The organism is Dyella sp. RRB7 (assembly GCF_022761115.1).
Lineage (GTDB): Bacteria > Pseudomonadota > Gammaproteobacteria > Xanthomonadales > Rhodanobacteraceae > Dyella.
On record NZ_JAKWJS010000001.1, the window covers coordinates 1,014,704 to 1,041,567 of the forward strand.

The 26,864-nt window shown below is 60.6% G+C and carries 23 protein-coding genes, 1 tRNA gene and 1 pseudogene; 12 read left to right on the plus strand and 13 right to left on the minus strand.

Going from position 1 to position 26,864, the window contains the following annotated elements; genetic code table 11:
- Positions 1 to 32: 32 nt before the first annotated feature.
- A complete protein-coding gene (locus MJ606_RS04540; protein WP_243048206.1) occupies positions 33 to 1,325 on the minus strand; it encodes an amino acid permease in 1,293 nt (430 codons plus the stop codon).
- Between the two features lie 826 nt (positions 1,326 to 2,151).
- Between MJ606_RS04540 and MJ606_RS04545 the strand changes: the two genes are divergently transcribed.
- The gene (locus MJ606_RS04545) at positions 2,152 to 4,788 is read left to right on the plus strand and encodes a TonB-dependent receptor (RefSeq protein ID WP_243048207.1); all 2,637 of its coding nucleotides are present in this window, start codon (positions 2,152 to 2,154) and stop codon (positions 4,786 to 4,788) included.
- A gap of 139 nt (positions 4,789 to 4,927) precedes the next feature.
- On the opposite strand, the gene MJ606_RS04550 is transcribed toward MJ606_RS04545, so the two are convergent.
- Positions 4,928 to 6,523, minus strand: a complete 1,596-nt coding sequence (locus tag MJ606_RS04550; protein ID WP_243048208.1) for a carbohydrate porin — start codon at positions 6,521 to 6,523, stop codon at positions 4,928 to 4,930.
- Entirely contained in the window at positions 6,520 to 8,121 is a 1,602-nt protein-coding gene (locus tag MJ606_RS04555) for a CoA transferase (RefSeq protein WP_243048209.1), read from the minus strand. The genes MJ606_RS04550 and MJ606_RS04555 overlap by 4 nt, the downstream gene beginning before the upstream one ends.
- Before the next feature lie 510 nt (positions 8,122 to 8,631).
- Here MJ606_RS04555 and MJ606_RS04560 point away from each other — a divergent pair.
- From MJ606_RS04560 to MJ606_RS04570, 3 genes are all read left to right on the plus strand, one after another.
- The gene (locus MJ606_RS04560) at positions 8,632 to 9,669 is read left to right on the plus strand and encodes an AraC family transcriptional regulator (protein WP_243048210.1); all 1,038 of its coding nucleotides are present in this window, start codon (positions 8,632 to 8,634) and stop codon (positions 9,667 to 9,669) included.
- A 472-nt stretch (positions 9,670 to 10,141) separates the two neighbouring features.
- Positions 10,142 to 10,753 carry a copper-binding protein gene (locus MJ606_RS04565; RefSeq protein ID WP_243048211.1) on the plus strand — a complete coding sequence of 204 codons (612 nt, stop codon included), beginning with the start codon at positions 10,142 to 10,144 and terminating at the stop codon, positions 10,751 to 10,753.
- Positions 10,754 to 10,851: 98 nt separating this feature from the next.
- Positions 10,852 to 12,090 (plus strand): alpha/beta fold hydrolase, encoded by a 1,239-nt coding sequence (locus MJ606_RS04570; RefSeq protein ID WP_243048212.1) that lies wholly within the window; start codon positions 10,852 to 10,854, stop codon positions 12,088 to 12,090.
- A gap of 279 nt (positions 12,091 to 12,369) precedes the next feature.
- Here the strand turns inward: MJ606_RS04570 and MJ606_RS04575 are convergent, their stop codons facing one another.
- Positions 12,370 to 12,660: a hypothetical protein gene (locus MJ606_RS04575; RefSeq protein WP_243048213.1), complete on the minus strand. Its 291-nt coding sequence runs from the start codon at positions 12,658 to 12,660 to the stop codon at positions 12,370 to 12,372.
- Between MJ606_RS04575 and MJ606_RS04580 the strand changes: the two genes are divergently transcribed.
- Together MJ606_RS04580 and MJ606_RS04585 are read left to right on the plus strand one after the other, a co-directional pair.
- Positions 12,659 to 14,017: an ATP-binding protein gene (locus tag MJ606_RS04580; protein ID WP_243048214.1), complete on the plus strand. Its 1,359-nt coding sequence runs from the start codon at positions 12,659 to 12,661 to the stop codon at positions 14,015 to 14,017. The genes MJ606_RS04575 and MJ606_RS04580 overlap by 2 nt on opposite strands.
- A gap of 67 nt (positions 14,018 to 14,084) precedes the next feature.
- The gene (locus tag MJ606_RS04585) at positions 14,085 to 14,759 is read left to right on the plus strand and encodes a response regulator transcription factor (protein WP_243048215.1); all 675 of its coding nucleotides are present in this window, start codon (positions 14,085 to 14,087) and stop codon (positions 14,757 to 14,759) included.
- Positions 14,760 to 14,806: 47 nt separating this feature from the next.
- Here the strand turns inward: MJ606_RS04585 and MJ606_RS04590 are convergent, their stop codons facing one another.
- Entirely contained in the window at positions 14,807 to 15,316 is a 510-nt protein-coding gene (locus MJ606_RS04590) for a universal stress protein (RefSeq protein WP_243048216.1), read from the minus strand.
- 295 nt (positions 15,317 to 15,611) lie between these two features.
- Positions 15,612 to 16,649, minus strand: a complete 1,038-nt coding sequence (locus MJ606_RS04595) for an alpha/beta hydrolase (protein WP_243048217.1) — start codon at positions 16,647 to 16,649, stop codon at positions 15,612 to 15,614.
- 133 nt (positions 16,650 to 16,782) lie between these two features.
- Between MJ606_RS04595 and MJ606_RS04600 the strand changes: the two genes are divergently transcribed.
- Positions 16,783 to 17,262 carry a universal stress protein gene (locus MJ606_RS04600; protein ID WP_243048218.1) on the plus strand — a complete coding sequence of 160 codons (480 nt, stop codon included), beginning with the start codon at positions 16,783 to 16,785 and terminating at the stop codon, positions 17,260 to 17,262.
- 35 nt (positions 17,263 to 17,297) lie between these two features.
- Here the strand turns inward: MJ606_RS04600 and MJ606_RS04605 are convergent.
- Positions 17,298 to 17,762: pseudogene (locus tag MJ606_RS04605) on the minus strand (transposase); the annotation flags it as partial.
- Between the two features lie 258 nt (positions 17,763 to 18,020).
- Between MJ606_RS04605 and MJ606_RS04610 the strand changes: the two are divergent.
- Together MJ606_RS04610 and MJ606_RS04615 are read left to right on the plus strand one after the other, a co-directional pair.
- Complete coding sequence (locus tag MJ606_RS04610) at positions 18,021 to 18,482, plus strand: MarR family winged helix-turn-helix transcriptional regulator (protein WP_243048219.1); 462 nt, start codon at positions 18,021 to 18,023, stop codon at positions 18,480 to 18,482.
- 59 nt (positions 18,483 to 18,541) lie between these two features.
- Positions 18,542 to 19,447 (plus strand): alpha/beta hydrolase, encoded by a 906-nt coding sequence (locus MJ606_RS04615; protein ID WP_243048220.1) that lies wholly within the window; start codon positions 18,542 to 18,544, stop codon positions 19,445 to 19,447.
- Between the two features lie 140 nt (positions 19,448 to 19,587).
- On the opposite strand, the gene MJ606_RS04620 is transcribed toward MJ606_RS04615, so the two are convergent.
- The gene (locus MJ606_RS04620; RefSeq protein ID WP_243048221.1) at positions 19,588 to 19,809 is read right to left on the minus strand and encodes a transposase; all 222 of its coding nucleotides are present in this window, start codon (positions 19,807 to 19,809) and stop codon (positions 19,588 to 19,590) included.
- Positions 19,809 to 19,988 (minus strand): hypothetical protein, encoded by a 180-nt coding sequence (locus MJ606_RS04625; protein WP_243048222.1) that lies wholly within the window; start codon positions 19,986 to 19,988, stop codon positions 19,809 to 19,811. Before MJ606_RS04625 ends, MJ606_RS04620 begins: the two co-directional genes overlap by 1 nt.
- A gap of 220 nt (positions 19,989 to 20,208) precedes the next feature.
- Here MJ606_RS04625 and MJ606_RS04630 point away from each other — a divergent pair, with 220 nt between their 5' ends.
- The gene (locus tag MJ606_RS04630; protein ID WP_243048223.1) at positions 20,209 to 20,628 is read left to right on the plus strand and encodes a hypothetical protein; all 420 of its coding nucleotides are present in this window, start codon (positions 20,209 to 20,211) and stop codon (positions 20,626 to 20,628) included.
- A 274-nt stretch (positions 20,629 to 20,902) separates the two neighbouring features.
- Complete coding sequence (locus MJ606_RS04635; protein ID WP_243048224.1) at positions 20,903 to 22,195, plus strand: RICIN domain-containing protein; 1,293 nt, start codon at positions 20,903 to 20,905, stop codon at positions 22,193 to 22,195.
- A 169-nt stretch (positions 22,196 to 22,364) separates the two neighbouring features.
- Here MJ606_RS04635 and MJ606_RS04640 read toward each other — a convergent pair whose 3' ends face one another.
- The gene (locus MJ606_RS04640) at positions 22,365 to 23,045 is read right to left on the minus strand and encodes a TetR/AcrR family transcriptional regulator (RefSeq protein ID WP_243048225.1); all 681 of its coding nucleotides are present in this window, start codon (positions 23,043 to 23,045) and stop codon (positions 22,365 to 22,367) included.
- A 108-nt stretch (positions 23,046 to 23,153) separates the two neighbouring features.
- Here MJ606_RS04640 and MJ606_RS04645 point away from each other — a divergent pair, with 108 nt between their 5' ends.
- Complete coding sequence (locus tag MJ606_RS04645) at positions 23,154 to 23,576, plus strand: tautomerase family protein (RefSeq protein ID WP_243048226.1); 423 nt, start codon at positions 23,154 to 23,156, stop codon at positions 23,574 to 23,576.
- Positions 23,577 to 23,690: 114 nt separating this feature from the next.
- Here MJ606_RS04645 and MJ606_RS04650 read toward each other — a convergent pair whose 3' ends face one another.
- The 3 genes from MJ606_RS04650 to MJ606_RS04660 all read right to left on the minus strand — a co-directional run bounded on the left by MJ606_RS04650 (position 23,691) and on the right by MJ606_RS04660 (position 26,808).
- Positions 23,691 to 24,626 carry a cysteine synthase family protein gene (locus tag MJ606_RS04650; protein WP_243048227.1) on the minus strand — a complete coding sequence of 312 codons (936 nt, stop codon included), beginning with the start codon at positions 24,624 to 24,626 and terminating at the stop codon, positions 23,691 to 23,693.
- Between the two features lie 654 nt (positions 24,627 to 25,280).
- Positions 25,281 to 26,447, minus strand: coding sequence for an AAA family ATPase (locus MJ606_RS04655; RefSeq protein WP_243048228.1), 1,167 nt, complete (start codon positions 26,445 to 26,447; stop codon positions 25,281 to 25,283).
- 285 nt (positions 26,448 to 26,732) lie between these two features.
- A tRNA-Ile gene (locus MJ606_RS04660) sits at positions 26,733 to 26,808 on the minus strand.
- Positions 26,809 to 26,864: the final 56 nt, after the last annotated feature.

Consider the following 26,864-nt stretch of genomic DNA (forward strand, 5'->3'; position numbering starts at 1 on the left):
ACGCCATGGCCACCGGCATCAGTTTTTTGCCGTCATAGCCACGCCAGCAATGGCGAGATGCACAGCAACAGCCCCACCAGCACGATGAACGCCAGGCCCACGCCGCGATACCGGCTCAGCGCCGGCACCTTCCACACCAGCCATGCGGGAATCAGGCAGCCGAGCAGACCGAAGATCGGGCTGCTGAGCGACGTGAACAACAGCACCGGAAGGTTGCCTTCGATCGCGGCCCAGGCAAGCAGGATCGCAAGAACCATAATGCCCCGGGCGATCCAGTCGCGCCGGATACGTTGCGGTGCCACCCAGCGACTGAGGAATGCAACGAGCAGGCCTTGAGCTGCTTCGCGGAAACCCAGGTACACCCCAAAGAATGCCGTCATGACCGCAAACAGGTTCAGCACCACGCCAACGATGCTGGCCCAGCTGCCGGGAAAGATCTGCGCCGTGATGGCCAACGCCGAAATGTTCTGCCGATAGGCAGACACCGCCTCGCCATGGCTCATGGCAAGCGTGAACGACACGGCATAGAAGAAGACCGTGGCGAACAAGATGCCAAACGCGATATTCATGGCCCGCAACGCCTTATGGCGAGCCACCGCGACAGAGTGTTCGCGGGCCCGGTAGGAAATCACCATCGGACTCAGCGTCTGGATGAAAAGGATCGAGGTCAGGGTGAAGGGAAGCGTAATTACCGCGTTCTTGATCAGGTCGGCCGTTGGCGGCGCCGCGCCCAAATTGGCCGGGTTCCAGCGCGGAATCATGAAAAATCCAAGCGCGGCCACGATCAGCAGCTTGGTAAGCACCAGCAGCGAAGAGAGCCGAAACAGGGCTCGTTCACCACGCGATGCCAAGGCAACGAGCACCACGATAAGCAACAGGCCATACCAGGCATGATCTGACCACAGTTCCCGGGTAACGCCAAAGCTGTGCAGGTAGGACGCGCTATCGCGCGTGATGGCGATGGCGTAGACGAACATCCACATCGTCAGCATCACGAAATACAGCAGGCCCAGTGCCACACCCCAGCCTCGCCCCAGATAGCTGGCGATCATGTCGGGATAGGTCTGGCTTTCGCGTGCCTCCGCCAGCGTATTGATGAAAAGGCGCTGGAACAAATACATGCCGGGATAACCGATCACGGCGGACAACAGGAAGACCCATAGCCCCATGATGCCGACCTGCACCGGCAGAAACACGATGCCGGCGCCGATCGCCATGCCTATGTTCATCATCACCCAGCCCACGTCCGTGCTGTCGAAGCGTATGGCGGAGCGCCATTGCGCATCGGTCATCGCGGCAGGTGGCACCATCGCGGAGAAAGTCATACGTCGGCCAGGGTTTTCATGTTGGCGGCGGATTATGCGGCCCGGGCGATTTTTTCCTTATGACCATTCTTCATGTGCTTAGACGCCACAAGCCATGTAGCCGGTCGCCATTGCCAAGCCATTCCTCAATATTCCGTAGGCGTATAGCCACTGTTAAGACCATGCAGTGGCGGGAAAATCCATCGCGCACGCCGGATCACGCCCCTTGGCGCATCCGGCCTGCGCGGCGTCCTTGCGTGGCATGCGAACGACCTTTTTCGGCGCAACCAGCCCAGCGAGCGATTGACATCCATGGTTTCATATGGAACAAATGGACGTCTATACATCCAAAACAAGCGTGACGATTCGCCCGCAGTGGAATGCATCACGCCATGGATATCCAGGGTTTCATCACCGCCATGAACTACGCACATCACCGCAAGACCATGAATTTCCACCGCCATGGCGGCGTGTGTTGCCGTTGTTGAAAGTCGTCCTGTTGTAAGGCCGTCCCCACGGCCCGCTCCCTGAAGTCATCCCCGACCTTCCCCACAGACAGCTCATGCTGTCGATAACCATGCACCCGTTGCCCGGCATCAAGCCGGGCCGGCGTGCTGCACCCAGGATCCGCCATTCCATGCTCAATCCAAGCTTGCCTTACCGTGCCCAAGCAACGTGGGCCCGGCGAACCGTCATCGCGCTGGGCGTCGCGCTGGCTTTTCCCGCATGGGCACAAACGAACGTGGGGACGGCTCCCCAGACGTCCAACGACACCCCAAGCCCGTCAGCCCCCACTGCCGATGAGCGGAAAAGCAACAAGCCGGTCAAGCAGCTGCAGGAAGTCACCGTGACCGGTTCGCGCATCCCACGCACGGAGATCGAGGGCGCGACGCCGGTTACCGTCATCACCGCTGCCGATATCGACGCCCGTGGTTACCGCAGCGCCTATGACGCGTTATCGCAGCTCACGCAAAACACGGGCATCACGACCGGGCAGGATTTCGGCAGTACGTTCACGCCAGCCGGAAATTTCCTGAATCTGCGCAATCTCGGCCCCAATCACACGCTTGTGCTGGTCAATGGACACCGATTGGCGGAATACCCCATTGCCTACAATGGCGAAGTCAATGCGGTGAACCTGGCGAACATACCCTCGGAGTCCATTGAGCGCATTGAGATCACCGACGCGGGCGCCTCGGCCATCTACGGCTCGGATGCCATTGCGGGTGTCGTCAACATCATTCTCAAGCAGCACTACGACGGTACCGACATCAATGTCCGCACCGGGGGAACCCAGGGCGGCGGTGGCGCCAACCAGCGACTGCAGCTGACGCAAGGCATCGACGCCGGCAAGTTGAGCGGCGTGGTCGGGCTGGAGCTCAATCATGCGCAGCCCCTGGAGTTTGGGGACCGCCATTTGAGTTCCTCCTACACGCGCGATGCGCTGGACCCGACGACCTCGGCGCCCGGCGTGGCGACCATCCGCGACCCGATTTCCGGCAGCTATATTTCGCCACCTGATGGTGCATGCCGCCCGCTGTCCAGTTTGATGGGCGGCAGTGTCGGCCTGGTTTCCAGCCATGACCCCAACCAGCCGGGCAACTATTGCGGCAGCGATCGGTACTACAACGACGGCACCATCGGCGCGGGCAAGAAGCAGGCCTCCGGCTTTGCCAGCCTGCAATACAAGCTCAATGACCACACCGCGTTGTATGGCGACTTCCTGGCTGACGACACCCAGGTCATCAGCCACCTGATCAGTCCGCCGCGCTGGTCTAGCTCGACCGTCGTGGGTCCGTTCTGGAACACCAACACCCAGCAACTGGAGAATTGGCAGCGCACCATCGCGCCCGATGAAGGCATCGGCCAGGATGCCTACGACCACACTTACCTGGAACGCTCCTGGAGCGCATCGGTCGGTGCACGCGGGCAATTCGGCGACAGCGCTTGGCACTACGACGCCAACTACTCGATCTCCAACTACAGCAGCGACCAGACCAGTTATCGCTTCCTGAGCGGCGTGGATGCGTTTTTCCTCGGCCCGCAAGTGGGAACCCAGGTGGTCGATGGCACGCCGTTCCCCGCGTACGCGCCGAACCCATCCAGGCTCTACAGCCCGCTATCGGCGGCGCAGTATCAAAGCCTGGCGGCGCCGAGCACCAGCAAGAACACGTCGTGGACGCAAACCGCCAGCCTTGTCGTGAATGGCACGCTGTTCGAGTTGCCCGGCGGCGATCTCGGGGTGGCGGCTGTGACCGAGCTGGGTGACCAGGGTTACCACGATCATCCCGATCCGCGGATCAACCAAGGCTACTTCTGGGGCACCAGCGTCGCCGCCGCTTCCGGCGGCACGCGTCGCAATCAGGCCGTGGGCGTGGAGTTCAATGCGCCGATCCTAACGTCCGTCACCTTGTCCGGCGCGGCCCGCTACGACACCTTCCACTTCGGCGGGAATGCGATCAGCAAACCCACCTTCAACCTGGGGCTGGAATATCGCCCCATCGAGAGCCTGCTGATCCGCGGCAACTACGCCACCAGTTTCCGCGCGCCGGACATGAACTACATCTTCTCGAACGAGACGCTTGGCTATAACCCCGGCCAGACCGATTACTACCTGTGCCGGCTCGGCCATCAGCCGTACGGCAGCTGCGACCAGAACTTCGACATCAACTATAGCCAGAGCGGCAACCGGCAACTCAAGCCGGAGGAAGCGCAGTCGTTCACCTATGGCGTGGTGTGGTCGCCCAGCAAGGATCTCGACTTCTCCGTCGACTACTACCATATCGCCATCACCAACGAAGTGACGGATCTCAGCGTCGACCAGCTGCTGCTTACGGATGCGGACTGCCTGGCGGGCCAGACGCTGGGCGGCACGCCAGTGGACCCCCAGTCCTCGCTATGCCGCGATGCCATTTCACGCGTACATCGCAACCCGGCCAACGCCTTGGTGAACCCGAACTACGTGACGATGGTGGATATCAACCCCATCAACGCCGCCAACGAGCACACCAGCGGCCTCGACGCGAGTGCGAATATCCGGTGGGGTAGTGATCGTTTCGGCCAGTTCGGCCTCAAGCTCGACTACACCACGGTGTTCAGCCACAAGTACCAGCAATACGCTGGCGACGCGGTGCAGGACGACCTCAGCATTTCCTACCAGAACGAGTGGCGCAGCAAGGCCAACGCCGCCCTGAGCTGGCAGAAGAATGCGTGGTCGGCCACGCTCAGTGGCATACGCTATGGACGCATTCCGTACCTCGACCAGCTGAGCTATCGCGCACCGTATACCTTGTTCAACACCAGCATCGGCTATCAGATCACCAAGCAGGCCTCCGTCTCCCTGATCGTCAACAACATTGCCAATCGCTTCCCGGTCGACCGGACGGAAGGCTGGCCCAACTACCCGTCCAGCACCTATGACATTTATGGACGGCAGTGGTGGATTGAGTTCGACTACCACTTTGGTGGCAAATCGAGATCCTGATGAGACCGTTGGGAGGCAATGCGAAAGCGTTGCCTCCCGACCCTTCGGCTGCACGCCCCTTGAGAAGGCTCACTCAGGCGCCGCACCAGATGGCGCGGAACGCCTGGGACAATCCGGCGGTCGACTGCCGTGCCCTGGATCACCAGGCGATGGTCATCCGAAGCAGCAGTACGTTTGCCTCGTCCTGGTGCGCGGCAATGCGCGCCGTCAACGGATCGACTATGTGCTGGTAGCTGGTGATGAACCGGATGGCCGGCGTAATGGCAAAGTCGTAGAAGAGTTCGGTGCCCTTCTCGTTCTTGACGTTTTCCGTTCCGGCAGTCAAGCGCACCACCGATTGCTTCAGGTCGTCACTGATCTGGTTGAAGTAATACCCGACGCCAAAGCTGTCATATGGCCTTGCGTCAAGGAGGCCATGCGCAATGACATTCAGGCTTGCGTCCCGCGTGACCGGATTTGTTCGCTCCGGGGCATAACCCGCGCGGCCAAAGACGGCGATGCCACGCGGAACCTGGCCCGCACGCATTTGCCGGGCAACATCGGACGAATCATCACTCAGATACACGTACTGGGTGAAGTTCGCAATGACGAAGGAGCTTCTGTCGCGGTAGTTAAGCGGAAGACCATCGCGCGAACCGCCGATAAGTCCGCCTACCGCCTCCGGAATCTCTGCCGGAGCGAGCGTTTGGTAAGGCGAGCTGAGATCAACGTGTCTTTGGTTCGACCAGTTATAGGCCGGTGCAAACTGCCCCGGCAGGTCGCCAATCCGGTAGGACACCAATGACATCACATAGAGATTCACCTTGTCGAAGGCATGTCTCGCGAAATTGTCTGCCTGCGAATTGGGGTCAAGCACACCGCCGGCCAGGGCGAACTTGTCGCTGGGAGTCCACGCCGCCAGCGCCGCAAGGGCGCTGGGGTTGTAGAAATTCACCGTCATCGGGTTCTTGTTGAAATTGAAATTCGCGAAGTAGTACTTGTAGCTGTCCCCGATCATGGTTTCATCGGGAATGAAGATGTCACTGATCTTGCCGACCACCAGGCTCAAGTGTTGGCTGAGCGCTTGCGCAAGATAGTATTCGGTGGCATCGGTGTTGTGAGACAGGGTCGGTCCCGGATGAACCAGGCCAATGTACTGCGGTACGCTCGCGCCACCGGTAAAAGTGTCTTCCGGCGAGGCGCCATAACGGGACTGCAAGGTCAGATGAAAGACGCCTCCGCTCCACAATCCCGCACGTCCGGAGTCGATGTTCAGGGACGTCTGCACGTTCTGTATGAATGCATCGCCCGTCTTCAGCCCGCCCGAGGTAACGTCCTGGTAGGCACTGGTGGTGTAGACATCGATAAACACACCGTGCCGCGCCCAATCCGTACGTGTCCCACCCCAATCACCGGTCAGCTGCGTCCTGTTCCAGAAGTCGCCAGTGACTGTGCCTGGCACGCCGAAGACAGGGGCATTGTTGAAATAGGGAAGCAGCCCGGGCGCGTGATCCATGATCGAGATCTTGTCCGTATCCGCAGGCAGCCAACGCGGGTCAAGCGTGGCGCTGATATTGGTGGGCGCCGACTCGACGGCTTGATCCGCGCTGGCATTTTCGGTGTTCGCGCAAACTGATCCAACGTAAAGCAACGCCAGCAGCAGTGACGAAATGGCACGACATGGTGCTCTTTTGCGCCGCGACCGCGATGCCGCGTTGATCCCGTCTTCCATTTCCATTGAGGTGATGCGCGTCATGCCCGGTGCTCCCCCGCACGCAAGGCGGCGGCCGCCTCATAAAGCGCCTTCGATGCCAGGCTCATGCCACCACCGCCATCGCCGCGATCCTCAATGCCATAGGAGCTCACCAGGTTGCGGATACCGCCATCGCGCGCGATGCGGGACGGGTAATGCGGAAGCTCGGGGGGTTCGGTCTTGAACGATGCCGGATCGTCCCAATCGGTCGTATCGGGATCCACGCCGGGAATGCTTGGCGCCTGGCGCACCCACGACGGTGTGTGACTGAATTCCACTGCGGATGCCAGGCGAGTAAAGATGCCCGACGGGGTAACCTGGTCGACCCCGTGATCGACAAGGTCCTGTATCGTCACCGGCAGGTACGGCTCCGCATCGCGCTGCTCGAGCAGCGTCGTCGCCATGGTGGCGCAGCGCTGCAACGACACATGGACTTGCCAGAAACCGCCGCGATCCTCCCGCTCAGCGAGAGCGGCAATGATGCCGATGGCACCGAGATTACCCGTCAGATAGTCGTTGATCAGCACCGATACAACCGTGGGATCGGGCAGATCGGTGGAATGCGCATGCATCATGCCCGAAACCGCCTGGCCGATTTGCTCGAAGCCACGCCGTGACGCCCACGGCGTATTCGGCGGAGCATACGAGGCATGAGCCACCACGAGGCCTGGATTGATTTGGCGCAGGGTTTCCTCATCCAACCCAAGACGCTCCAGCGTCCCGGGCGAGTTGCTGTTCACCAGTACGTCGGCATTCGCCAGCAACTCGATGAAACGGCCTTTGCCGAAGCTCCCCTTCACATCGAGCAGCATGCTCTTCTTGCCCCAATTGACGTCGAGCCACAGCGGAAGTACCCAGTCACCCATGGGGGGCTGCACTTTGATGACGTCCGCCCCTTGCTCGGCAAGCAAGCGGCCCATCGTGGGACCGGCAACCAGGTGAGTGAGCTCAAGCACGCGCACCCCTTCCAGGGGACGCTGCCTGGCGGGACCAAGCCGACGTGCCGAAGCGCCACGATGTGTTTCGATTTCAATGAGCGGACGACCGGCGACAGCCGAACCCTGGGGATGCGCCAACCATTCTTCCGGTGAACGGACGATGCCGGCAGGTAGACGAAGCGCCGCCAGCTCGTCCTCAATCTGCTGGGATGTTTTCCTGGCCACTGATGCTTGAATGGCCGACGCTGTATTGGCGGACTGGAAATAGTTGAGCAGCCCGTCACGAAGATGCGGGTGCAAACCGATGATGGTGACGTATCGACCATCCTTGGCCCGGTAGGTACCGTTATCCGGTCCAACCGGCCACGTGTCCATCAGCGTGGCGTATCCATTGAGAAACTGCAGCTGGGGCGCGTTCAAAAGCAAGCCACAACGACGGCGGTTCAGGCTCATGGTCTGCGAGGGAAGGCCTCGCATGGTTCCCAGGTGCTCAACTACCGATCCGTAGGCAGCCATCACGCCGGCTGCGTAGTCGTGAACCTTGATGGCGCTACGCGCGTATGAGTGACCGTGCTGGATATGGATCTTTGAATCGTCGAGCGTGAACGGAAGGGACGCGCTGACGGTGTCGTACGCTTTCTTCTGAAGCAAATTGACGATCATGTTGACTCCGATTGTTTGGCGACCATGATTCGGCTCGCCGCTAGGCCACACTTCTCTTCGACGATGAAGACCGCGCTGCGCTTTTGGCGCACAGTCGATCGGCCCACTGATAAGCAGGCGCGATTGCTGTCGGCATTCGTGTTCGAGAAGTTTCGTAACAGGCAAGTCAAAGACCCGCCATTCAACGGCGGGATCTCTGCTCAGTGCTTTCCCACGCTTATGACAAGGCCATCGACAGAGCTCGTTCGCATGCCTACCAAGAGACATGCCACATCCCCGCGATGCACCCCTGTTTTCACAGATCCCGGCCACGTTAGGCCCGGCCGACCTCCCTCCCCTGGGCGAGCCCTTCTTAGGAGGGAGCGCTCCTGAGTGAGGAGTCTCGATGCAACAGGCCAAACGTGAAATGATCGAGCAGGCCAAATAGTTGATCGGGTCGGCCAGCGCGCTATGGAACGGGTTTCGATTTGCTTATAAGTAGAGAGGGACAAGGGGATCAAGTACGAAGATATGTCATTGACGAATTTGCGCCGCAACATCAACGGCGCGGCGATCATGGCCAAGGTGGCCATTGAGCGCGGTGTACCGCTGCGTGTTTTTCTTGCGGGAACCGGGATCAAGCGCGAGGATCTCGATGACCCGCAATCCACCATTACGTTCGAACAGGAGTTCCGGCTGATCAGAAACCTGCTCGGGCGATGCCAGGCGCCTGTGGGCATCGGCATGGCCATCGGTTGCCGCTATCGATTCACATCGATCGCCCCGGTAGGGTTTGCGTTGGTCAGCAGTCCGAACTTCCGCAGCGCGTTCGACATCATGCTTCGCTACGCCGACCTCAATGCATCCCTTATCCAAGTCATCCTCGAAACTGAAGATGAAGGGGGCGACCTTCGCATCGGATTCCTGGAAGAGCGGCTACCTGAGGACATACGACACTTTGCAGTCGAACGTACGATGGGCGTGGCCATAGCCATAGCTCGCGAACTACTCGAACGCGAAGTTTTACCGCGATCCATTCAATTTCGCTTGCCGCAGCCTGCAAGCGCGCGCGTTTATCGATCGCTTACGGGTATCAGCCCAACATTCGGTGCGATGAAAAACTTGCTGGTCCTTAAAAGGGCCGATGTGGACGAGTCACTGGCACGCCGCAATCCACTGGCTCTTCGCCTGGCGGAGGACCAGTGCCGACAGTACCTCGCCAGCTGGAAAGCCAGACATGGCCTCGCAGGCCGGGTGCGCGACGTCATAGCAAGAACGCCGCGCGAAATGCCTGAGATGGGTGAAATCGCATCGACGCTTTGTGTTTCCGTGCGAACGCTGCGTCGGCGCCTGCAGGATGAGGGTGTGACTTATATCGGCCTGTGCAACGAGGTTCGACAGGCCATGGCAGAACAGATGTTGGCCATGCCAAGGCTCCCCATCGAACAGATAGCCGAGCGCCTTGGCTACTCGGAGTCGGCGAGTTTTACCCACGCCTTCAAGCGCTGGACGGGACAGACCCCGCAATCCTTTCGTCGGGATCGCACGCTGGCGAACAAGGGGAAGTAGCGCGCGCCACTGGGTGCCGCTGTATTGGTCCACGAAAAACCGCCCCGCCTGGGGAAGCCGGCAGCTGCGCATCCAGGATCGATACGCTCGGCGATAGAAACGCTTCATTGCCAAACGGTAAGAGATGAGCTTCTCGACAGCCTGCTAGGCGCTCGCCGCGGCAAAAAGGCGACTTCGTGACTTTCGTCGCCCTCATTCTTCCCTAATTCTTGTCTCCCATACTTTCTCTCCAAGGCCAGATCAACGGCCTCCTGCAGGTCGTGACGGAAGGAGGCGCCAAGCGCTATGGAGATCGACGCCTTTCCGAATGAATCGGTGAATTCCCCGCTGGGAAAACACCTCGCCGCGCATCAGCAACGCGTTACGCGTGGCCGGCGATAGCAAAGTCTTTACATATGGCTGGATTTTCGCGACGGCATGCACACCCAGTGCCATCCATCGACACATAGTTCACTCATCCGAGGAAGAAGTCATGAAACGTAGTCTTATCGCTCTTGCATGTACCACGCTCTTTTCAATCGGCACGACGTGGGCCGCTCCCAATGACGCCGTGGTCACACTACCGGCCGTGGAGGTGAACGCGTTCAGCCTCGAACAGCATCAGGCTTCACTTCACACGACGATCACGCAGGTGGATCCAGCCAAGAGGACGATCACCCTGAAGGGACCGGGCGGCCATGAAGAAACCGTCGAGGTGGGATCCAACGCTGGCAGCCTGAAAGACCTCAAGGTCGGCGACCAGGTGGATACGCACTATCAGCGCGACGTCGCTCTGCAGATTCTGCCCGCCGATGGCTACGATCAGCCCGGCATCGAGTATTCGGGGAGCATGGCCGCCTCGAACAGTGCGAATGATCCGACCATTCATTCCTCTTACACCGAGACGCTGACCACCACCTTGTCCGCCATCAGCCTGGACCATGAGACGCTGACCCTGACGGCCGCGGACGGCCATTCGCGGACCATCGATGTCCGCAAGCTGGAGGATCGCAACAAGCTGAGCAAGCTCAAGGTGGGCGACCTGGTGCGCGTTACCTATGCCGAAGCCATGGCCATTTCCCTCCAACCGAAGGAAGACGGCTGAGTTGACGCCTGCCGGCAAAGCAGCGCCCGTCACGATGCGTGACGGGCGCTGTTGGCATGCGCAGGCGGGTGGGCGATCGCGATCTTCCGGAGCATGCCGTGTCACACCCATCATCTCGCCGCGGCTTTCTTAAAGCGTTGTTGTCGGCGCTGCTCGTCTTCGGCCTCGCCGCCCTGAGCCAGGGCCATGGCGGGCCGGGCGCAAGCAACGCACAAGCCGGTGCTGCGTTTTACGACTACGAACCGGCGCTGGCCGACGGTCCGCCGGGTTCGATCATTCGCATGGAACCGATGGCCGGTGCGCCGCTCAATGCGCATGCTTACCGCGTGCTGTACCGTTCGATAGGCGTGCATGGAGAAAGCATCGCCGTCTCCGGTGTATTGATCGTTCCCGCCGGCCGTGCGCCGGCCGGTGGACGCGACATCGTGGCGTGGGCGCATCCCACCACGGGCATCGTTTCCCGTTGCGCGCCGTCAGCAACCCGCTTCGTGTTTCAGACCATGATGGGGCTGCGCGAACTCGTCCGGCATGGCTACATCGTGGTGGCCACCGATTACCCGGGACTGGGTACGGAAGGCCCTCATCCTTATCTGGTTGGCCGCAGTGAAGCCCGCGCGGTGATCGACGCGGTACGGGCCGCGCGCCAACTCGCCGGCGCCGATGCAAGCAATCGCTACGCCGTATGGGGACATTCGCAGGGCGGCCAGGCGGCCTTGTTCACCGGCATCATCGCCGGCAGCTATGCGCCCGAGCTGCGGCTGGTCGGTGTAGCCGCCGCCGCGCCGCCTACCGATCTCAAGAGCCTGCTCAACGAAGATGCCCTCACCGACGGCGGCCGCAATGTGACGGCGATGACGTTATGGTCCTGGCATCGCGTCTATGGCGCCCCCATCGACCAGGTGATCGCACCCGCAGCCATGCCGGCCGTCGACGCGCTCGCGCAGGAATGCATCCAGTCACCGTACGACATGTTGCGACGGCACTACACGCAGCGTCCGCTACAGGATCAGTTCCTTGCCGTCCCCAATGTGACCGCGCTGATGCCGTGGCGTGGACTGCTCGCGGAAAATATCCCGGGCACCTTGCCGGCCGACCTTCCCGTGCTGGTGACGCAGGGCGGGACGGATCGACTAGTGTTGCCGCAAATCACGCGTGCCTACGTGCGCCGGCTCTGCGCGGCGGGCAGCCGCGTCGACTACCTGGAACTGCCGGGGGTACGACATGGTTTCATCGGGCACCACAGCGCACCGCAAGCGGTTGCCTGGATCGCCGACCGCTTCGACAGGGTCCCTGCACCCAGCAACTGCCCCGCCATCCTGGCGCGCGACCAAGGCTGAGACATGTCCTTGACGACACCCCTGAATCCGCTAAACGGAGCGCGGGAATTGACGGTTCTGCAAAGCCTGCGAGCTGGACGCCTATCGCGTCCGGCCGGCAGGGGGCGAGCACCGCCGGGAGGTACTTGCGGCGTTCATGTGCCGCGTTCACTTTATAGGCATAGCGCTCGCTCTTGGGGCCGCCATGGCGGGAAGCGGCGCTGGCATTGCGCGGATCGCCGCAGGTGCTGACGGGGTAGCTGGGGATGCGAATATCGCCGTCATTACCACGGCCAGTCGTTACACGGATGTGAACGCGGTCGGCTGGATGGCCGATGCCTCGCGGTAGTACAACAACACCGCCGCGAGCGTGATAATCGACACCGTTGTCGTTTTTCGCCGCTTCATCGATGCGGAGGCGGAAGGTCGATTCGACGGCGGCGATGGCGTCATCGAAGAAGCAGATGGATAAGCCACGGGCGATCGCCTGGCCGCAACGCCAGCTTCGCCGACATCGGGACCGTTTTGCGCTTCGGCGACAGGACGGCGGAAATCTGGCCGCCAGGCCAGCAAGCCAGGGTCAGGCGGCATGAAATCACTGAAAACCCGGATTATCGTCGCACTGACTGTATTGTGGGTGGTGGGCGGCCTGGTCCGCGGCGCTGCTTCCTATTGGGATACCAGCAAGCGCATCAGCGATCTGCTCGATACGCACCTGGAGGGGGCGGCAGTCTGGATGGCGGCCGGCAAGGTGGGCTCGATCGGCTCGCACGGGCCACCGCAGCATTCGATCGACGGCTTCGTCGGGCAGATCTGGGAGCGCGACAAGACCGAGCCCACGGACAATACCGACTCGGAAATATTATTCGATCGCCATGCCAAGAGCGGCTTTTCCGTCGAGAACATCGGCGGACAGCCTTACCGCATCTTCACCTTGCGCAGGGATAACAGCGACCTCGTCTACCAGGTCGGCCAGCCCGTGGCATTCCGCGAACAAACCGCAAAGCATGCGGCACTGCAGAACATGCTGCCGACCCTGGTGCTGATGCCCCTGCTCTGGCTGGCGATTCCGTTGGTGGTCAATACCGCTTTTGGTTCGATGGCGCGCGCAAGCCAGCAAGCGGAGAAGGTCGGCATTGGCCACTTGGAGCCGCTCGATGTATCGCACGTACCGCTGGAAGTGCGGCCGTTTCTCGATTCGATCAACCGGATGATTGCCCGCTTGCAGGCCGGCATCGACGCGGAAAAGCGCTTTATCGCGGACGCGGCGCATGAATTGCGCACGCCCATGGCGGTCTTGCAGTTACGCGTGGACAACCTGGCGTATGCGACCGATCCGCTTGTTCGCAAAGAGCGCGAGCGCGAGCTGCGCGAAGCCATCACACGCAGCTCGACCATGATCCGTCAGATGCTTGCGCTGGCCCGCGCCGACGCCCAGCTCGATCCGGCGGCGACCGAACCGGTCGATGTGCAGCAGGTCATCCAGAACCTGGTGGCGGATCTGCTGCCCGTCGCCGACACGCGCTCGATCGACCTGGGCGTACGGCGCTTCGAGCCGGCGCACATGAAGGCGCGCGAGGGCGAGCTGCGCATGGCCGTGCGCAACCTGATCGAAAACGCGCTGCACTATACGCCCTCGGGTGGCAACGTCGACATCGACGTCTTCGAGGAAGACGGCTTTGTCGTCGTGCGTGTCGCCGATACCGGACCAGGCATCCCCGAGGCGTCGATCGAGCGTGTCTTCGATCGCTTCTATCGGTTGCAGACGAGCAGCGTCGAAGGCAGCGGACTGGGGCTTTCGATCGTCAAGTCGGTCGTGGCGAAGTATCGCGGCACCATCTCGCTGGAAAACCGCACGGATGTCGCCAGCGGCCTGCAAGCGACCATCGTCTTGCCTGGCACCCGGGCCACACCGAAAGTGGTGCCGCCGGCCACGGTTGTCGGATGATGGCCGGCCCTTGGCGATAGGGCCGTTGGCCGGTGCTTGAACATCGGGTATTTGTCGGGGGGACATCATGCGAGTGCTACTGGTTGAAGACGACCTGCAGATCGGCCCAAGTCTGCTGCACGCGCTGCAGGATGCCGATTACAGCGTGGACTGGGTGCGCGATGGCGCTTCGGGATGGCGCGCCATCAGTTCCGCCGAGTACACCGTCGCCCTGCTGGATCTGGGGCTTCCCAAGATGAGCGGCATCGAACTATTGAGAATGATCCGTACAAATGGCAATCCGGTACCGGTATTGATCCTGACTGCGCGCGAGGATCTCGATACACGGGTGGAGGGACTCGACCTCGGTGCGGACGACTACATGCTCAAGCCGTTCCAGGTGCCGGAATTGCTGGCGCGCATCCGCGCAGTGCTTCGACGCAAGGCGGGCTATGCGGTTTCGTGTCTCGGCAATGAAACGCTCAATTTGAATATCGACACCCGCACCTTGAACTGCAATGGCGTCTCATCCGTGCTCTCGGCCCGCGAATTCGCCTTGATGCTGGCGTTGCTCGAGCGCCCGGGCACGATTCTTTCGCGCGAGCAGCTCGAAGACAAATTGTACAGCTGGGGCAAAGAGGTGGAGAGCAACGCCGTCGACGTGCTGATCCATTCGGTACGAAAGAAGTTCGGTGCGTCAGTGATTCGCAACGTGCGCGGATTGGGCTGGACGGTCAGCCTCAACGATTCGTCGAAAACCTAGACGGGCGCCGCGACCGGCTTCCCTGGCGGCGCCGGCGTGTCGCGTCCTCAACCATCTTCGCGCGACTGCAACGCGTGCTGGATCGCGACTGCCGGCGGTGCCGGGCGCTTCTTCGGCAGTTCGGCGGCGATCAGGATCTGCTGTGCGTCGGCGTGTTGCTGAACACGCGAGCAGACGTCCTCCTCGAAGCAACGCCACCAGCCCGATTTGCGTCGACCCAGCACGATCAGATCGGCACGGATGCTGGAGGCGTATGTCGCAATGGTCTGGCCGATCGGCCGGCCGGACGACGGCAGCGCGATGAATTCCACGTCCATATGCGGAATGGCCGTGTCCAGGACATCCGCCACCTCATCGATGACGGCATACCCGCCGGGCTGCAGCACATCGATCACGACGCGGGGCTTGTTTCCGGCCGATGCGATGGCATAGGGCACGGAATCGGCGACGTGAAGCACCGACATGCGTGCCCCGTGCTTGATTGCCATGCCGACCGCCAGGGCAACCGCATGGAGATTGGGATACGCGCCGATTGCTACCAGAATATGGTTGTACATATGGGGACTCCACGATCGAGCTGGAAGGCATCCCTGTCAGCCATGCATGATGGTTGCGCGTGGCGGCGCACGGTCGAGTGGCGCCGCCCGGGACGTCGGATATGAAGCAATGCGTGTCATCGCTTTCACGATGCCCATCCTAGAAAACGACAATGAGGTGAAAATTAGGAACCGCGAGTCGAGCGGATTCGCTTGAACGGCTTCATCGTGGTGGCCGTCCAAAGTCGGATATGCGATGCACGGCGCCCGCGCTTCGACGGATGAGATGCGGGGCGAGCGGAGTTTCGACGGCTGCTCAAGGTTGTTGGGCGATGAAGTCGCCGATGCGCTCCGCAAGCGGGCGCGGATATTGGTACATCATCGCGTGGCCGCCTGCGGCGACGTCCACCAGCACGACATGGGGAAAGATGCGGCCGAAGGCCTGGGCATTGCTCGGCGCCACCACTTCGTCGTCCACGCCTGCCAGCACCAGCACCGGCAGCGCGAGGTGATTCAATTGCCGCAGCGCCGTGCCGTCCTGTGTCCACTCCTGCAGGATTTTCCCTTGCGCAATCGTGACCTCGTTCGAAATGGGAGCGGCGTATCCGGCGGGCCTGAACATATCGCCGACGAAGCATCGCATCGCCTGCTGTTGCGCCGCGGGCGGAAACAGGATGTCCATGACGCGCTGAAAGTGCCCTTGGCCGCTGCCTGACAGGGCCCGACTGGCACTCGCGGATACTGCGGCACCTGGCTGCCCCAGCGGGGCCGACGACATCAGCACCAGCCGCTTCACCAGCGCCGGTTCGTCGATGGCGAGTTGCTGCGCAATGGCGCCGCCCATCGACCATCCCAATACGGTCGCGTCCTTCAGGCGAAGGCCCTTGATGAGGGTGGCGGTATCCCTCGCCAGATCTTCGATGCCGTAATTTGTGCCGCGGATCTGCGAACGGCCTACGCCGCGGTTGTCGAAGATGATCACTTCGTGATTCTTGGCCAGTTCGCCAAGGAAATAGGCGTTCCATTCGGCCATGCTCGCGCGATAGCCGGTGATCAACACGATCGGGCTGCCATGGCCGAACCGGTAATAGCCGATGGATCCGGCCGGGGTACGCAACACCTGTTCCAGCAGCGCGGCGTCACGGTCGGGGCGGGGTGCGGCGGCCCCGCACAGCATGTCCTGGCGATAAGTGACCGGGCTGTCCGAAAAGGCTTGGCCGGTGTGCCAGCCAAACAGGCCGGCGAAGACGAACGCCGTTGCAGCCCACGCACGAGTCAAAGAAGCGTGCTTCATGAACGATACCTGCCTATCCGCCGATAGAAGAGTAGCTATCGATACCCAGCCGAAAGTCATGGCGCCCGCGCCGGAACGTCCGCCGCCGTGGCGCTCATTTTGTCCTAATTCTGCGCGCCGATGATTCCCCCACAGTCAGGGCGCAAGCCCCGCCATTTATCTGCCTTGTTTGCTTTCCATCGAGGGTATCGGCATGTTCAAGCACATTCTTGTTGCGGTCAGCCACAACGCGGACTGCGCGGCTCTTCGCGAGGCCATGGCCCTGGCGCGCAAACACGACGCGCAGATCACGGCGCTGCATATCGTCGACTGGATACCGCGCTATGTCACGGCGGACATAGCCGATTTCGGCATCATGCTCGACCACCTGGAAAAGCAGGGGCGTGAGATCGTCGACCAGGTCGCTGCCCTGCTGGAAAAGGCAGGTTGCCGCGGAAGCGCCAAAATGATGACCCTGGCGGCCGGCGACTTCACGATCGGCAAGGCAATCGCCGACATCGCCCTCGACATCGACGCGGACCTTATCGTGGTTGGCAAGGCGACGTCGGGCTGGTGGCGTTGGTTCGAGGAAGATGTTTCCTCGGAAACACGGCGCTGCGCGGCCGTGCCGGTCTTCATGTCGAGCCCCCGCAAACAGATTTCACCCGTGGCCCAGGCTATCCCGGCAAACTAGCCTCTAGCGGGCTATTGAGAAGCATCGCCGCGCTCGTCATCGTCCTTCGGACGGAAGCTCTTGTGCGAGGCCCACGCCTCCAGCAACGTGCCGTCCACCGAGCAGTGCTCATCGCTGACCAGCTCGCGCATCCGTGCCAGCAGTACGGTGTGCTCGCAGAAGTGCCGAGCGATGGCTTCGTCGAACAGCCGCTGGCGGTTGAATGAGAACGTCGAGTGATCCCACACCGGATCGTCGACATTCGGACCGCTGAACCAGCGGAACAGCAGGTTGTAGTCGAACTTCTCCATCAGCAACCGCTCGCTGCGCACGCTGTAGATCACCTGCAGCAGCGAGGCGCGCAGGATGCGCTCGGGTGGAATCGATGGGCGGCCGCCTTGAGCATAGCGCTCGGCCAGCACATCATCGAGCTCGCCCAGAATCGCGTCCACCACAATCCGTAACTTGCGGATCGGGTGGTCCAGCGGCACGCGCTGATCGACGGAAGCATAGGGGAACATGCCAAGCTACTGGACGTCGGGACTGCGCACCGAGCCAAGTGGTCAGTGATTGAGGATCCTATGACAGCGGCGACGCGCGGAGGTTTCTCGACAGCCGGCTAGGCCCGCCATACGGATGAAGGATTTCACCCTCTAGGCCTTAACCGTTCAAGGCGCGGCGCATCGCCCCGTTTCACCGCTGCCACGCGCTTAAGGTGATCTTGAAACAATATTGTATATACAATATTGTGGCCATTCGACGGAACACAGAAGACGAGCATGAGCAGGTCGAGGACCCGAATCCGGGGAGAAGAAGTCATTGGTGAAATGGGCGACGCCTGCGTACTCATGCGTACCCGCTTGATCGCACGCGTCATCACTGCCATTCATGATGACGCGTTACGGCCATTCGGCATCGGTTCGGCTCAGTTCGTTTTGCTACTGGTTATCTACAAGCTTCAACCTGCCACCCGGACGGATATCGGTCGACATCATCGTCAGGATCGATCTACCCTGACGCGCAATTTGAAGCTCGTCCTTTCGGAGGGCTGGGCTGAGGAAGTACCAGACGAGGCCAGCGCTAGAAAGAGGCCGATAGTGCTGACAATGGCCGGGAAGGAGCTTTTAATGAAGGCGGCGCCAGCGTGGCGAACGGCTCAGGCCAAGTCTAAGGCTGTCTTGGGAAAAGATGGCGCGGAGGTGGTCACGGACATCGCCAATAGCATCATCACCGCTCTTTAGATCAGGACGCATTTTGCTCATATTGTTGTATATACAAACCAAAAATCGAGGCACGGACAATGACTCACGATTCCATAACGACACTCGCCGTCGGGGATAGCACCGGTCGCTTCCCCTTTACCGAGCTCCGGGTACCCACACCCAAGGGCGACCTATATGTGCGTGACTACCAAGGTGATGGCCCGGCCTTCGTGCTAATGCACGGGTTTCCCGACAATCTGAGAATCTACGATCTTCTAGCCCCTCCCCTTGTTGAGGCCGGTCGTCGTACTGTGACGTTTGACTTCTTGGGATTCGGTCAATCCGGCAAGGCGAGCGATGGCAGCTATAGCTTCCATCAGCAGCTCGACGACCTAAAGGCGGTCGTGAATCATTTGGGGCTAGACAAGATTATCCCCGTTGCGCACGATGCCGCAGGTCCAGCTGCATTGAATTTTGCGATCGATCATCCGGAGAAAACTGCTTCGCTGGTCGTTCTCAATGCTGTTTTCGCGGATTCGGCAGTTGCAACGTTGCCCGAGCTGGTCGCGTTCTTTGCGACCCCTGCACTGCGAAAACTGGCCCTAAAGGCTCTGCAGACCCCCGAGCAGTTCCAGTGGATCGCTGGTTTTCAGGGCGAACAATTCCGAAATAGCCTGAGCGAACAGTACTGGGAGCGATATGATTCGTTCCTAAGGCCAATCATCAATGCAAACTTCACTCAGCAAGGAGCGGGACTGGCCTTTGCGCAGATGACGTCGCAACTGCTTGCCGAGCAAAAGCGCAACACCGCGCGAATTCCCCTTCTGAAAACACTCGATATCCCGGTCAAACTCATTTGGGGTCGGAGCGATCCTTATCTCAACGTCGATTTCGCAAAGGAATTCCAGTCCTATTTCCGGCAGGCGACTCTTACGCTTGTTCCTGGCGGTCACTGGCCTCAGATTGACGATCCGCTGCTCGTTGCAAAGGCCATGCTGAGCTGACTAGCAGGCTGTTGAGAAGCACGGTTTCGCAGCGATCTTGATAGCTTTGATCTATGTATCGGCGGTTGAGCGTGAGTTGCACGGCGCGATTTTCAGCCCTGCGGACGCACGTCTCCCGTCATCACTCACGTCGGCGATGGTTACCACCACTCCAGCAACGTGCCGTCCACCGAGAAGTGCTCATCGCTGACCAGCTCGCGCATCCGTGCGAGCAGTACGGTGTGCTCGAAGAAGTGCTGAGCGATGGCTTCGTCGAACAGCCGTTGGCGGTTGAATGAGAACGTCGAGTAATCCCACACCGGATCGTCGACGTTCAGGCCGACGAACCAGCAGAACAGCAGGTTGTGGTTGAGCTGCTCCATCAGCAACCGCTCGCGCGGCCGCCTTGAACATCGCGCTCGGCCAGCACACCATCGAGCTCGCCCAGAATCGCGTCCACCACAATCCGTAACTTGCGGAACGGGTGGTCCGGCGGCACGCGCTGATCGACGGAAGCATAGGAGAACATGCCAAGCTGCTGGACGACGTCGGGGCTGCGCATCGGGCCAAGTGGTCAGTGATTGAGGGTGCCTATGACAGCGGCGACGCGCGGAGGTTTCTCGACGGCCTGTTAGGAAACCGATGATGCGCAAGACCGAGCAACCGGCCACGGCGCCAAATCACGCGAAGAGCGAGATTCTTCGTCTGCGGGATCGGCCGCGTCGCCTCGAAGAGAAGTGCGACATAAAAAGGGCCGCGCGGTACTTCGTCGAATGATCCGAATGAAGTGCCGCTTCATCTGTGACCATCGCCGTGTGTTTCGCGTAGTCTCGATGCATCGGGTGCTTGAGTTGACGCGCAGTGGCTTCCATCAGCGGCCGGACAAACCCGAGTTCGATCGCAAGATCCAAGATCGACGCCTGCCGAACCTGATTCGTGACTTCTGCGACGCCAGCGTCTGCGGTGCGCGACGCCTTTTAGGCGACCGGCGTGAAACCGGCGAGAGGCGTGGCAAGCATCGCGTGAAGAAGATCATGCCTGTCCAGAAGATCAAGGCAAGACGCGGTCGCTCAAGCGTTTGTCAGCCGCTTGAAGAAGGATCGCAAATGACCGGCCATGGCTTCCGCCGCATGGCGGCATCGAGACTCAACGGAATGAGCCGGAATGCCGGCGCTATCGCGCGCCTGCCAGGGGCAAACTGAATAAGCCTGCATGTCGCTTATGAATCGGACTGGCGGGACTTCGAGTGACCGCTTACTACCGGTTCAGGTACTTGACGCGAGCAGGCTTCCAGCGCCTCAAGCCTTATTCTTCCAAGCTTCGACGTGTTCGGCCCATGGTCATTGGCGAAGCCACCACGATCAAGCAGAAGCAGGCTTTACCGCGGATTTACTATCTCCTCACGAGGTTATGCGCCCTCTTCGGACATGGTGTTGTACACGTGCAATATCAGTAGGCCAAGGTAGGGAGAATATTATGTCGCGCATTTCCACTTCCCCGCTTATTGCCGCGATGCGGTTTGCCCTACCCGGCCTGTTCTTGATGATCGGGCTGTTGCCACTTTCCAATGCTTCACAACCCAACCTGCCTCCGAGAGGCAACTACACCAGCGTCGCAGCCGCTGCCAACGGCGGGTTCTGGGTACAGCGGATGACGCCCACCGTCGTGGTTGAGTTCGGGACTCTCACCGTCGATGGCGCGCCGCAGTACGACACCGTCAACGAGCCTGGAAGCATTGCGGCCATACCCGGCACGGACAAGTACTGGGTGGTGACCATGCGAGGAAGGATTTTTGACCGTGGAGGCGCACCCTACCTTTGTGGCGGGTACCTCTCCAGCTGCTCCGGCTTCCGCAGTAACGAGCGGCATATTGTTGCTGCCGCGGCCTCCCCGAATGGGGACGGTCTATGGGCCGTGGACAATGAAGGGGCCGTATGGACGGCAGGCAACGTCGTCTCCTACGGCGACGTCATGCACGACAGCAACCAGACGCCAACCGGCATCGCGGCAACACCGTCGGGCCGTGGCTATTACATCGTCATGAATGATGGTGGCGTGCATGGCCGTGGCGATGCGGTGCTGTTTGGCTCAACCGGCGGAAACCGGCCGGGCGGTCATGATCTGGTGGGGATCGCGCTGAGCTACGACATTCTCGGCCAGGTCAACGGCTATTGGCTGGCAGGCTCCGATGGCGGGGTGCACAGTTTTGGAGCTGCCACGTTCCTGGGATCGACGGGCGGTGGCCCGGGACGCGGCGCAGTCTCCAACATCGTTACCCAACGTGACGGACGCTCCTATGCCTATGTGTATGCCGATGGGCGTGTGGAAAAGTCCCGCGAGGCTCCACCCTTCGTGATTCAATCGGTGACCACCGGCAAGTTGATCGACGTCCCGGAACAAAGCACGGCCCCGCATGTCCAGCTGGGCCAGGCCATGGCTAATGGCAGTGCGAGCCAAAAATGGGAACTGATCGAGCATGAAAATACCGGTACGTTCAAAGTCGTCAACGTCCACAGCGGTTTGTGCATGGACCTGGAACACGGCGCCCCTGGTGGCAGAGTGATCCAGTATCCATGCAAGGACGACGCGTACCCAACCAATCAACTGTGGGTGCCGGTCAAGAACGAGTTCAACGCAATCGAGCTCTATACGCTCGAGCAACCCGACTACCGGTTGTCTGGAAATCCGGAGGAACACGGCGGAGGATTGATGGTGGCTAGCGACAACCCCAGCGGCGCCCGGGGCTGGGTGCTGACCCCGGCGCTGTAATCCGCGGGTAAACGATGCATCAACCGGCCGCCGGGATGAAATTCCAGCGGCCGAAAAGTCTTCGTAGATAAAACGGCCGGCATCGAGCCGATCGAGTGCATCTGCCGCGGACATCCAGCCGCCTGACTGGCGTTGAGTTTCCGCCGCATCCATAGAGATAGTCGCAGTGTCATAGCCGCGGCGCGATCCAGATGTGCGCGGGAAGCGCTGGTGGTTGTGACGAAATTCCGTTGAGGAGCGCGCCCAGGATCGGATCGACCAGCGCCTCGATGTCTTTGGGCGGCCCGACGAAATCGTCGATCGCCAGCATGGTGAGACCGTGCAGGATGGACCACATCGCCAGGGTCGCCGCGGCGCCCTCGCCTGGGCTTGCCAGGCTTGGAGGAAACACTCCCGATTGGGTAGCGTCGGCGAACGCCTTATCCATGATTGCCCGTGCCTTGGCCGCCGCCACTTTCTCGATTGCCGGGCGTCCGGCTTCGGGGCTGGTCAGCACCGCGCTGAACATCAGACGGTAGAGGGCCGGATTGGCAATGCCACGTGCGACGAACGTCCGGCCGCAAGCGAGGAGTCGCTCACGCGCGTCTGTCAGCCCTTCGAGCGAGGAAAGCGTGCTCTCGGCGAGCGCCTCGAAGCCACGCGCGGCGACAGCAGCCAAAAGATCACGCTTTTCCGGGAAGTGCTTGTACGGCGCGTTGTGACTGACGCTGGCACGCCGCGCGACTTCACGTAGCGAGAAGTTCCAGTCCTGCGTCTCATCAAGCAGCAGCAACGCGGCATCGACGAGCGCGGACGCAAGATTGCCGTGATGGTAGGGGCGGGGAGTGGAGCGGCGGACAGATTTGGCCACGAAAATCTCCAAGAAAAGAGTTGACAGTGTCAACTTTACTGGCGTATATAAGTTGTCACTGTCAACTTACCGAGAGCAAGCTCGGAAGTCCAGCCAAAGGAGAGTCCCATGCCTGTCTATTCATGCTCTACCCCCCTGGCGTTGAGTAGCGAACTCAAAAGTGCGATTGCCAAAGAATTTACCCGCATCCATCGCGAATTCACTGGCGCACCGGAGCCCTTCGTCAATATCGTCTTCCTGGACCTGCCGTACGGCTCGCACTACCTCGGTGGCGCCGTTCGCGAAAACGGGACGCTTATTAACGCAATCGTGCGGGCCGGGCGATCGCTGGAAACCCGCCAGGCGCTATTGAAAGCACTCTCGGCCGCTTGGTCGAACCTAACCGGACAGCCGCAGCGCAAACTGGTCATCAGAGTCGAGGAGGCGGACGCGGAGACCATCATGGAAGCGGGCCTCATCATGCCTCGCCCGGGCGACGAAGCGGCATGGATGGCCGCGAACAAGGAAACACTTGGCGAGCTCGCCACGTAAACCAAAAGGCACGCGGCAATGTTGAAGGCATCGGCTTGGACGTGATTGACGTGCCCAAGCCGGAGCCTCCAACCATGCGGCAGGAATGCATGATCAGCCTTGCGGGCTAGACCTTTAAACCTGCAGCCAGGGCCTCGATCGATACCTGTCCCAACCGTCCGGAAGGATGGTGACAATGGGGCCATCTACCTGGCCGCGGGCCGCAACGCGTATCGCCGCTGCCACATTTGTTCCAGAAGATCCGCCCGCAAGAAGGCCCTCTTCACGAATCAGGCGTCGCGCCATTTCGAAACTCTCGTCATCGGAAATGCGTTCGACGCCATCGATGACATCGCGATGCAAGTTTGCAGGCGGCTCCGCCGCACCGATTCCTTCCACGGCGTACGATCCATCGGGTCCTGGCGTGCCCGTTTCGATCCAATCTGCCAAAGCCGAACCCACAGGATCAGCCAGAATCACCGTAATGTCCTTGCGGTAGGCCTTGAGTCGCCTGCCCACGCCAGAAATCGTGCCGCCTGTACCCGCGCCGGCGACGAAGGCACCGATGCTTCCGCCAGTCTGATCGATGATTTCCTCCGCGGTCGTTTCTTCGTGAATACGAACGTTGGCGGGATTGCGGAACTGGTCTGCGAGAAACCAGCCATTTTCGCGCGAAAGGCGCTGGGCGACATTCCGAAAATTGTCGTTGCTCGATGGAGGCGCATTTGGCGTGATGATTACTTTTGCGCCGAGAGTTGCCAGCGCGCTGCGTTTGTCGAAGGACATTTTTTCAGGCATCACGCAAACAAGCCCGTAGCCCCGGGCCGCAGCCACCAATGCGAGACCAACGCCGGTGTTGCCGGCCGTGGCTTCGATCAGCGTCATGCCTGGCCGCAATATCCCGCGCGCTTCGGCATCATCGACAATGGCCAGCGCAATACGATCCTTGATCGAACCGCCCGGGTTCAGATGCTCGCACTTCACCCAGATCTCGCGGGGCAAGTCGTTTCCGATCCGCCCGAGACGTACCAATGGCGTGCGACCGATCTGCTTGAGGATATCTTGGCTCATCGTGTGATCCATCCATACTTAATGACAAAGCGACGCGTCGTAGCGCAACACGGTCGTGCGCCGCGCGCTCAACGCCACTTTCTCTTGTTCCCAGGCCTGGAGCAATCGTATTCACACGATTGGCGGAGCGCTTTTGGCAGGATCAATGCCTGGGCTTCCTTGGCAGCTCAACAGGGTATGCCCATATCGGCTATGGGCCGAAAGTGGACTTCGCAACGAAAATGGCTAGGTGTCGAAATCGACGTGGATTGCTAAATCACCGAAAGGCGCCATTGAGAGCAACCCAGGAATAACGTGGAAGTGCCACGACCTTGCGAAGCGCGGCGCCTGTGAGGTTATCCGATGCCGATATAGCGCGGCAGGTGTCGCGTCCACTTCTCGTAGAAACCGACGACGGCCTGAATGTCCCGGGCGATTAGCCGGGTGGATGCGAACTTCATGGAACCTCTCTTTTTCGATCTCGGTAGGAATCGCAAGGAGGTTTTGTACAAGAGGACTACTGCCAACATCCCGTCGGGAGTCGCCATTCAGATATTGCCAACTCGCAGGCATGGCGCTTAGCGGGTTCGCAAGGTCCGCTCGGGGTCGGGAGCGGACCTTACGTTTCCCGCTGAATCACCGCGAGCCTGCTATCACTCCAGTCTCCACAAGCCTCTATCGTTCCGGCCAATACCATGCAGGCTCATCCAGCTCCCGCAAACCAGCGATGCGTGTCTGGCTGAAATCTTTCTCCACCCGAAGTGTCTGGCAATCAGCGCCGGTCTCCAGCGCCGCAATCAATCGCGCTGCGTGAGATACAACCCATACTTGGCTACGCGACGAAGCATGGGCGATGAGGCGCGCCAAAGCAGGGAGTAGATCGGGATGAAGACTCGTCTCCGGCTCGTTCAATACCATCAACGGCGGTGGCCTGGGCGTGTGAAGTGCCGCGATCCAGAGCAGATATCGCAGCGTTCCATCTGATAGCTCAGCCGCGGAGAGTGGCCGCAAAAGGCCATGCTGCGAGAACATGAGCGTGAATCGTCCATCATTAACGGCGATGCTGACCTGTGCCCCGGGAAACGCATCCTCGACCGCGGCATCAAGCGCGTCTGAATCGCCAACCTCCCGTATTGTTTGCCACGCCGCAGCCAGGTCGGCACCATCGTGGCCGAGCACAGTCGTTCGCGATCCCAATTGGGCTTGCCGTGCCGGAGCGTCGCGATCAGAGCGGAAGTGATCGTAGAAGCGCCATGCGCGGATGGTCTCTCGCACGCGAATCGCTTCCGGCGCGCGATCCGGGTCTGCTATTTGAGCAAACAAGCTCTCGAACGCGTTGAGGCGGTCGGACGCCACTCGCCAGGTGCGGCCCTCTCGAACACGTGCCAACGGCCCTCGCCGATCTATGAGGAGATTGGATGAACGCAGGAATGGCCCGCTCCAAATTGCCTCACGCTTGAATTCCGGATCGAGTGCAAAAGCGGTCGGTGCTTTGGATGGCGGTGGAAACCCAAGATCCATCGCGTAGCCAAAATCGTCGCTGGCGAAGCCCAGTCTCAGACCTACAGCCTCCTGCCGAGAGCCCCCTTGAATCGCCACCTCTCCCCTTCGCATTCGCTCGGATATGCGCTCCGGTCCCGCCCAGAGCGCCGAAGGCAGGCCGCCTTCTCGCGCCAACGCACCTACGCCCCCACCATCGGCCGTATCGGCGAGCAATCGCAATGCTCGATAGAGGTTCGACTTCCCGCTCCCATTTTCGCCCGTGATCAGGTTCAAGCACCCGAGCGAAATGACAATCGAGCGAATGGAACGATAGTTGGCAACGGCCAGGGTCCTCAGCATCCAGTGCTCCCAGTAGGTCTACGATCACCGTCGCCATGCTAAAGGCAAACATTCTTCAATCATGAGACTTCGAGGTCGGCAATGGCTCCCTTGCATATAGTCTCGTGCGACAAATGTGCGCTTTGGGTTCCGGTTTCAGCCGGTCATTGCAACACGCTAAAGACTGCGCGAGCAGCGGGAGTGTTGCAATGACCGGCTGAAACCGCAGTCGGGAGCGGACCTTAGCTACTACATGAAGCGGACAAATTATGGGTAAGTGCATAATAAGCTTGCTCATGCAGCAGATGGTGGGCCCAGTAGGATTCGAACCTACAACCAAGGGATTATGAGTCCCCTGCTCTAACCGTTGAGCTATAGGCCCATTGCGAGCGCCGGCGCGGGGCCGGGCTTGGGAGGCCGGACATGTTAGCTGCGTTG

Coding starts and splice junctions, on each gene's coding strand:
- MJ606_RS04620 (WP_243048221.1), bottom strand. CDS start 19,809: ATGGAGCAGCTCAACCACAACCTGCTGTTCTGCTGGTTCGTCGGCCTG.
- MJ606_RS04540 (WP_243048206.1), bottom strand. CDS start 1,325: ATGACTTTCTCCGCGATGGTGCCACCTGCCGCGATGACCGATGCGCAA.
- MJ606_RS04560 (WP_243048210.1), top strand. CDS start 8,632: ATGTCATTGACGAATTTGCGCCGCAACATCAACGGCGCGGCGATCATG.
- MJ606_RS04645 (WP_243048226.1), top strand. CDS start 23,154: ATGCCTGTCTATTCATGCTCTACCCCCCTGGCGTTGAGTAGCGAACTC.
- MJ606_RS04630 (WP_243048223.1), top strand. CDS start 20,209: ATGAAGTGCCGCTTCATCTGTGACCATCGCCGTGTGTTTCGCGTAGTC.
- MJ606_RS04650 (WP_243048227.1), bottom strand. CDS start 24,626: ATGAGCCAAGATATCCTCAAGCAGATCGGTCGCACGCCATTGGTACGT.
- MJ606_RS04585 (WP_243048215.1), top strand. CDS start 14,085: ATGCGAGTGCTACTGGTTGAAGACGACCTGCAGATCGGCCCAAGTCTG.
- MJ606_RS04635 (WP_243048224.1), top strand. CDS start 20,903: ATGTCGCGCATTTCCACTTCCCCGCTTATTGCCGCGATGCGGTTTGCC.
- MJ606_RS04600 (WP_243048218.1), top strand. CDS start 16,783: ATGTTCAAGCACATTCTTGTTGCGGTCAGCCACAACGCGGACTGCGCG.
- MJ606_RS04595 (WP_243048217.1), bottom strand. CDS start 16,649: ATGACTTTCGGCTGGGTATCGATAGCTACTCTTCTATCGGCGGATAGG.
- MJ606_RS04565 (WP_243048211.1), top strand. CDS start 10,142: ATGAAACGTAGTCTTATCGCTCTTGCATGTACCACGCTCTTTTCAATC.
- MJ606_RS04655 (WP_243048228.1), bottom strand. CDS start 26,447: ATGCTGAGGACCCTGGCCGTTGCCAACTATCGTTCCATTCGCTCGATT.
- MJ606_RS04590 (WP_243048216.1), bottom strand. CDS start 15,316: ATGTACAACCATATTCTGGTAGCAATCGGCGCGTATCCCAATCTCCAT.
- MJ606_RS04615 (WP_243048220.1), top strand. CDS start 18,542: ATGACTCACGATTCCATAACGACACTCGCCGTCGGGGATAGCACCGGT.
- MJ606_RS04555 (WP_243048209.1), bottom strand. CDS start 8,121: ATGATCGTCAATTTGCTTCAGAAGAAAGCGTACGACACCGTCAGCGCG.
- MJ606_RS04575 (WP_243048213.1), bottom strand. CDS start 12,660: ATGCCGCCTGACCCTGGCTTGCTGGCCTGGCGGCCAGATTTCCGCCGT.
- MJ606_RS04625 (WP_243048222.1), bottom strand. CDS start 19,988: ATGCGCAGCCCCGACGTCGTCCAGCAGCTTGGCATGTTCTCCTATGCT.
- MJ606_RS04610 (WP_243048219.1), top strand. CDS start 18,021: ATGAGCAGGTCGAGGACCCGAATCCGGGGAGAAGAAGTCATTGGTGAA.
- MJ606_RS04580 (WP_243048214.1), top strand. CDS start 12,659: ATGAAATCACTGAAAACCCGGATTATCGTCGCACTGACTGTATTGTGG.
- MJ606_RS04550 (WP_243048208.1), bottom strand. CDS start 6,523: ATGACGCGCATCACCTCAATGGAAATGGAAGACGGGATCAACGCGGCA.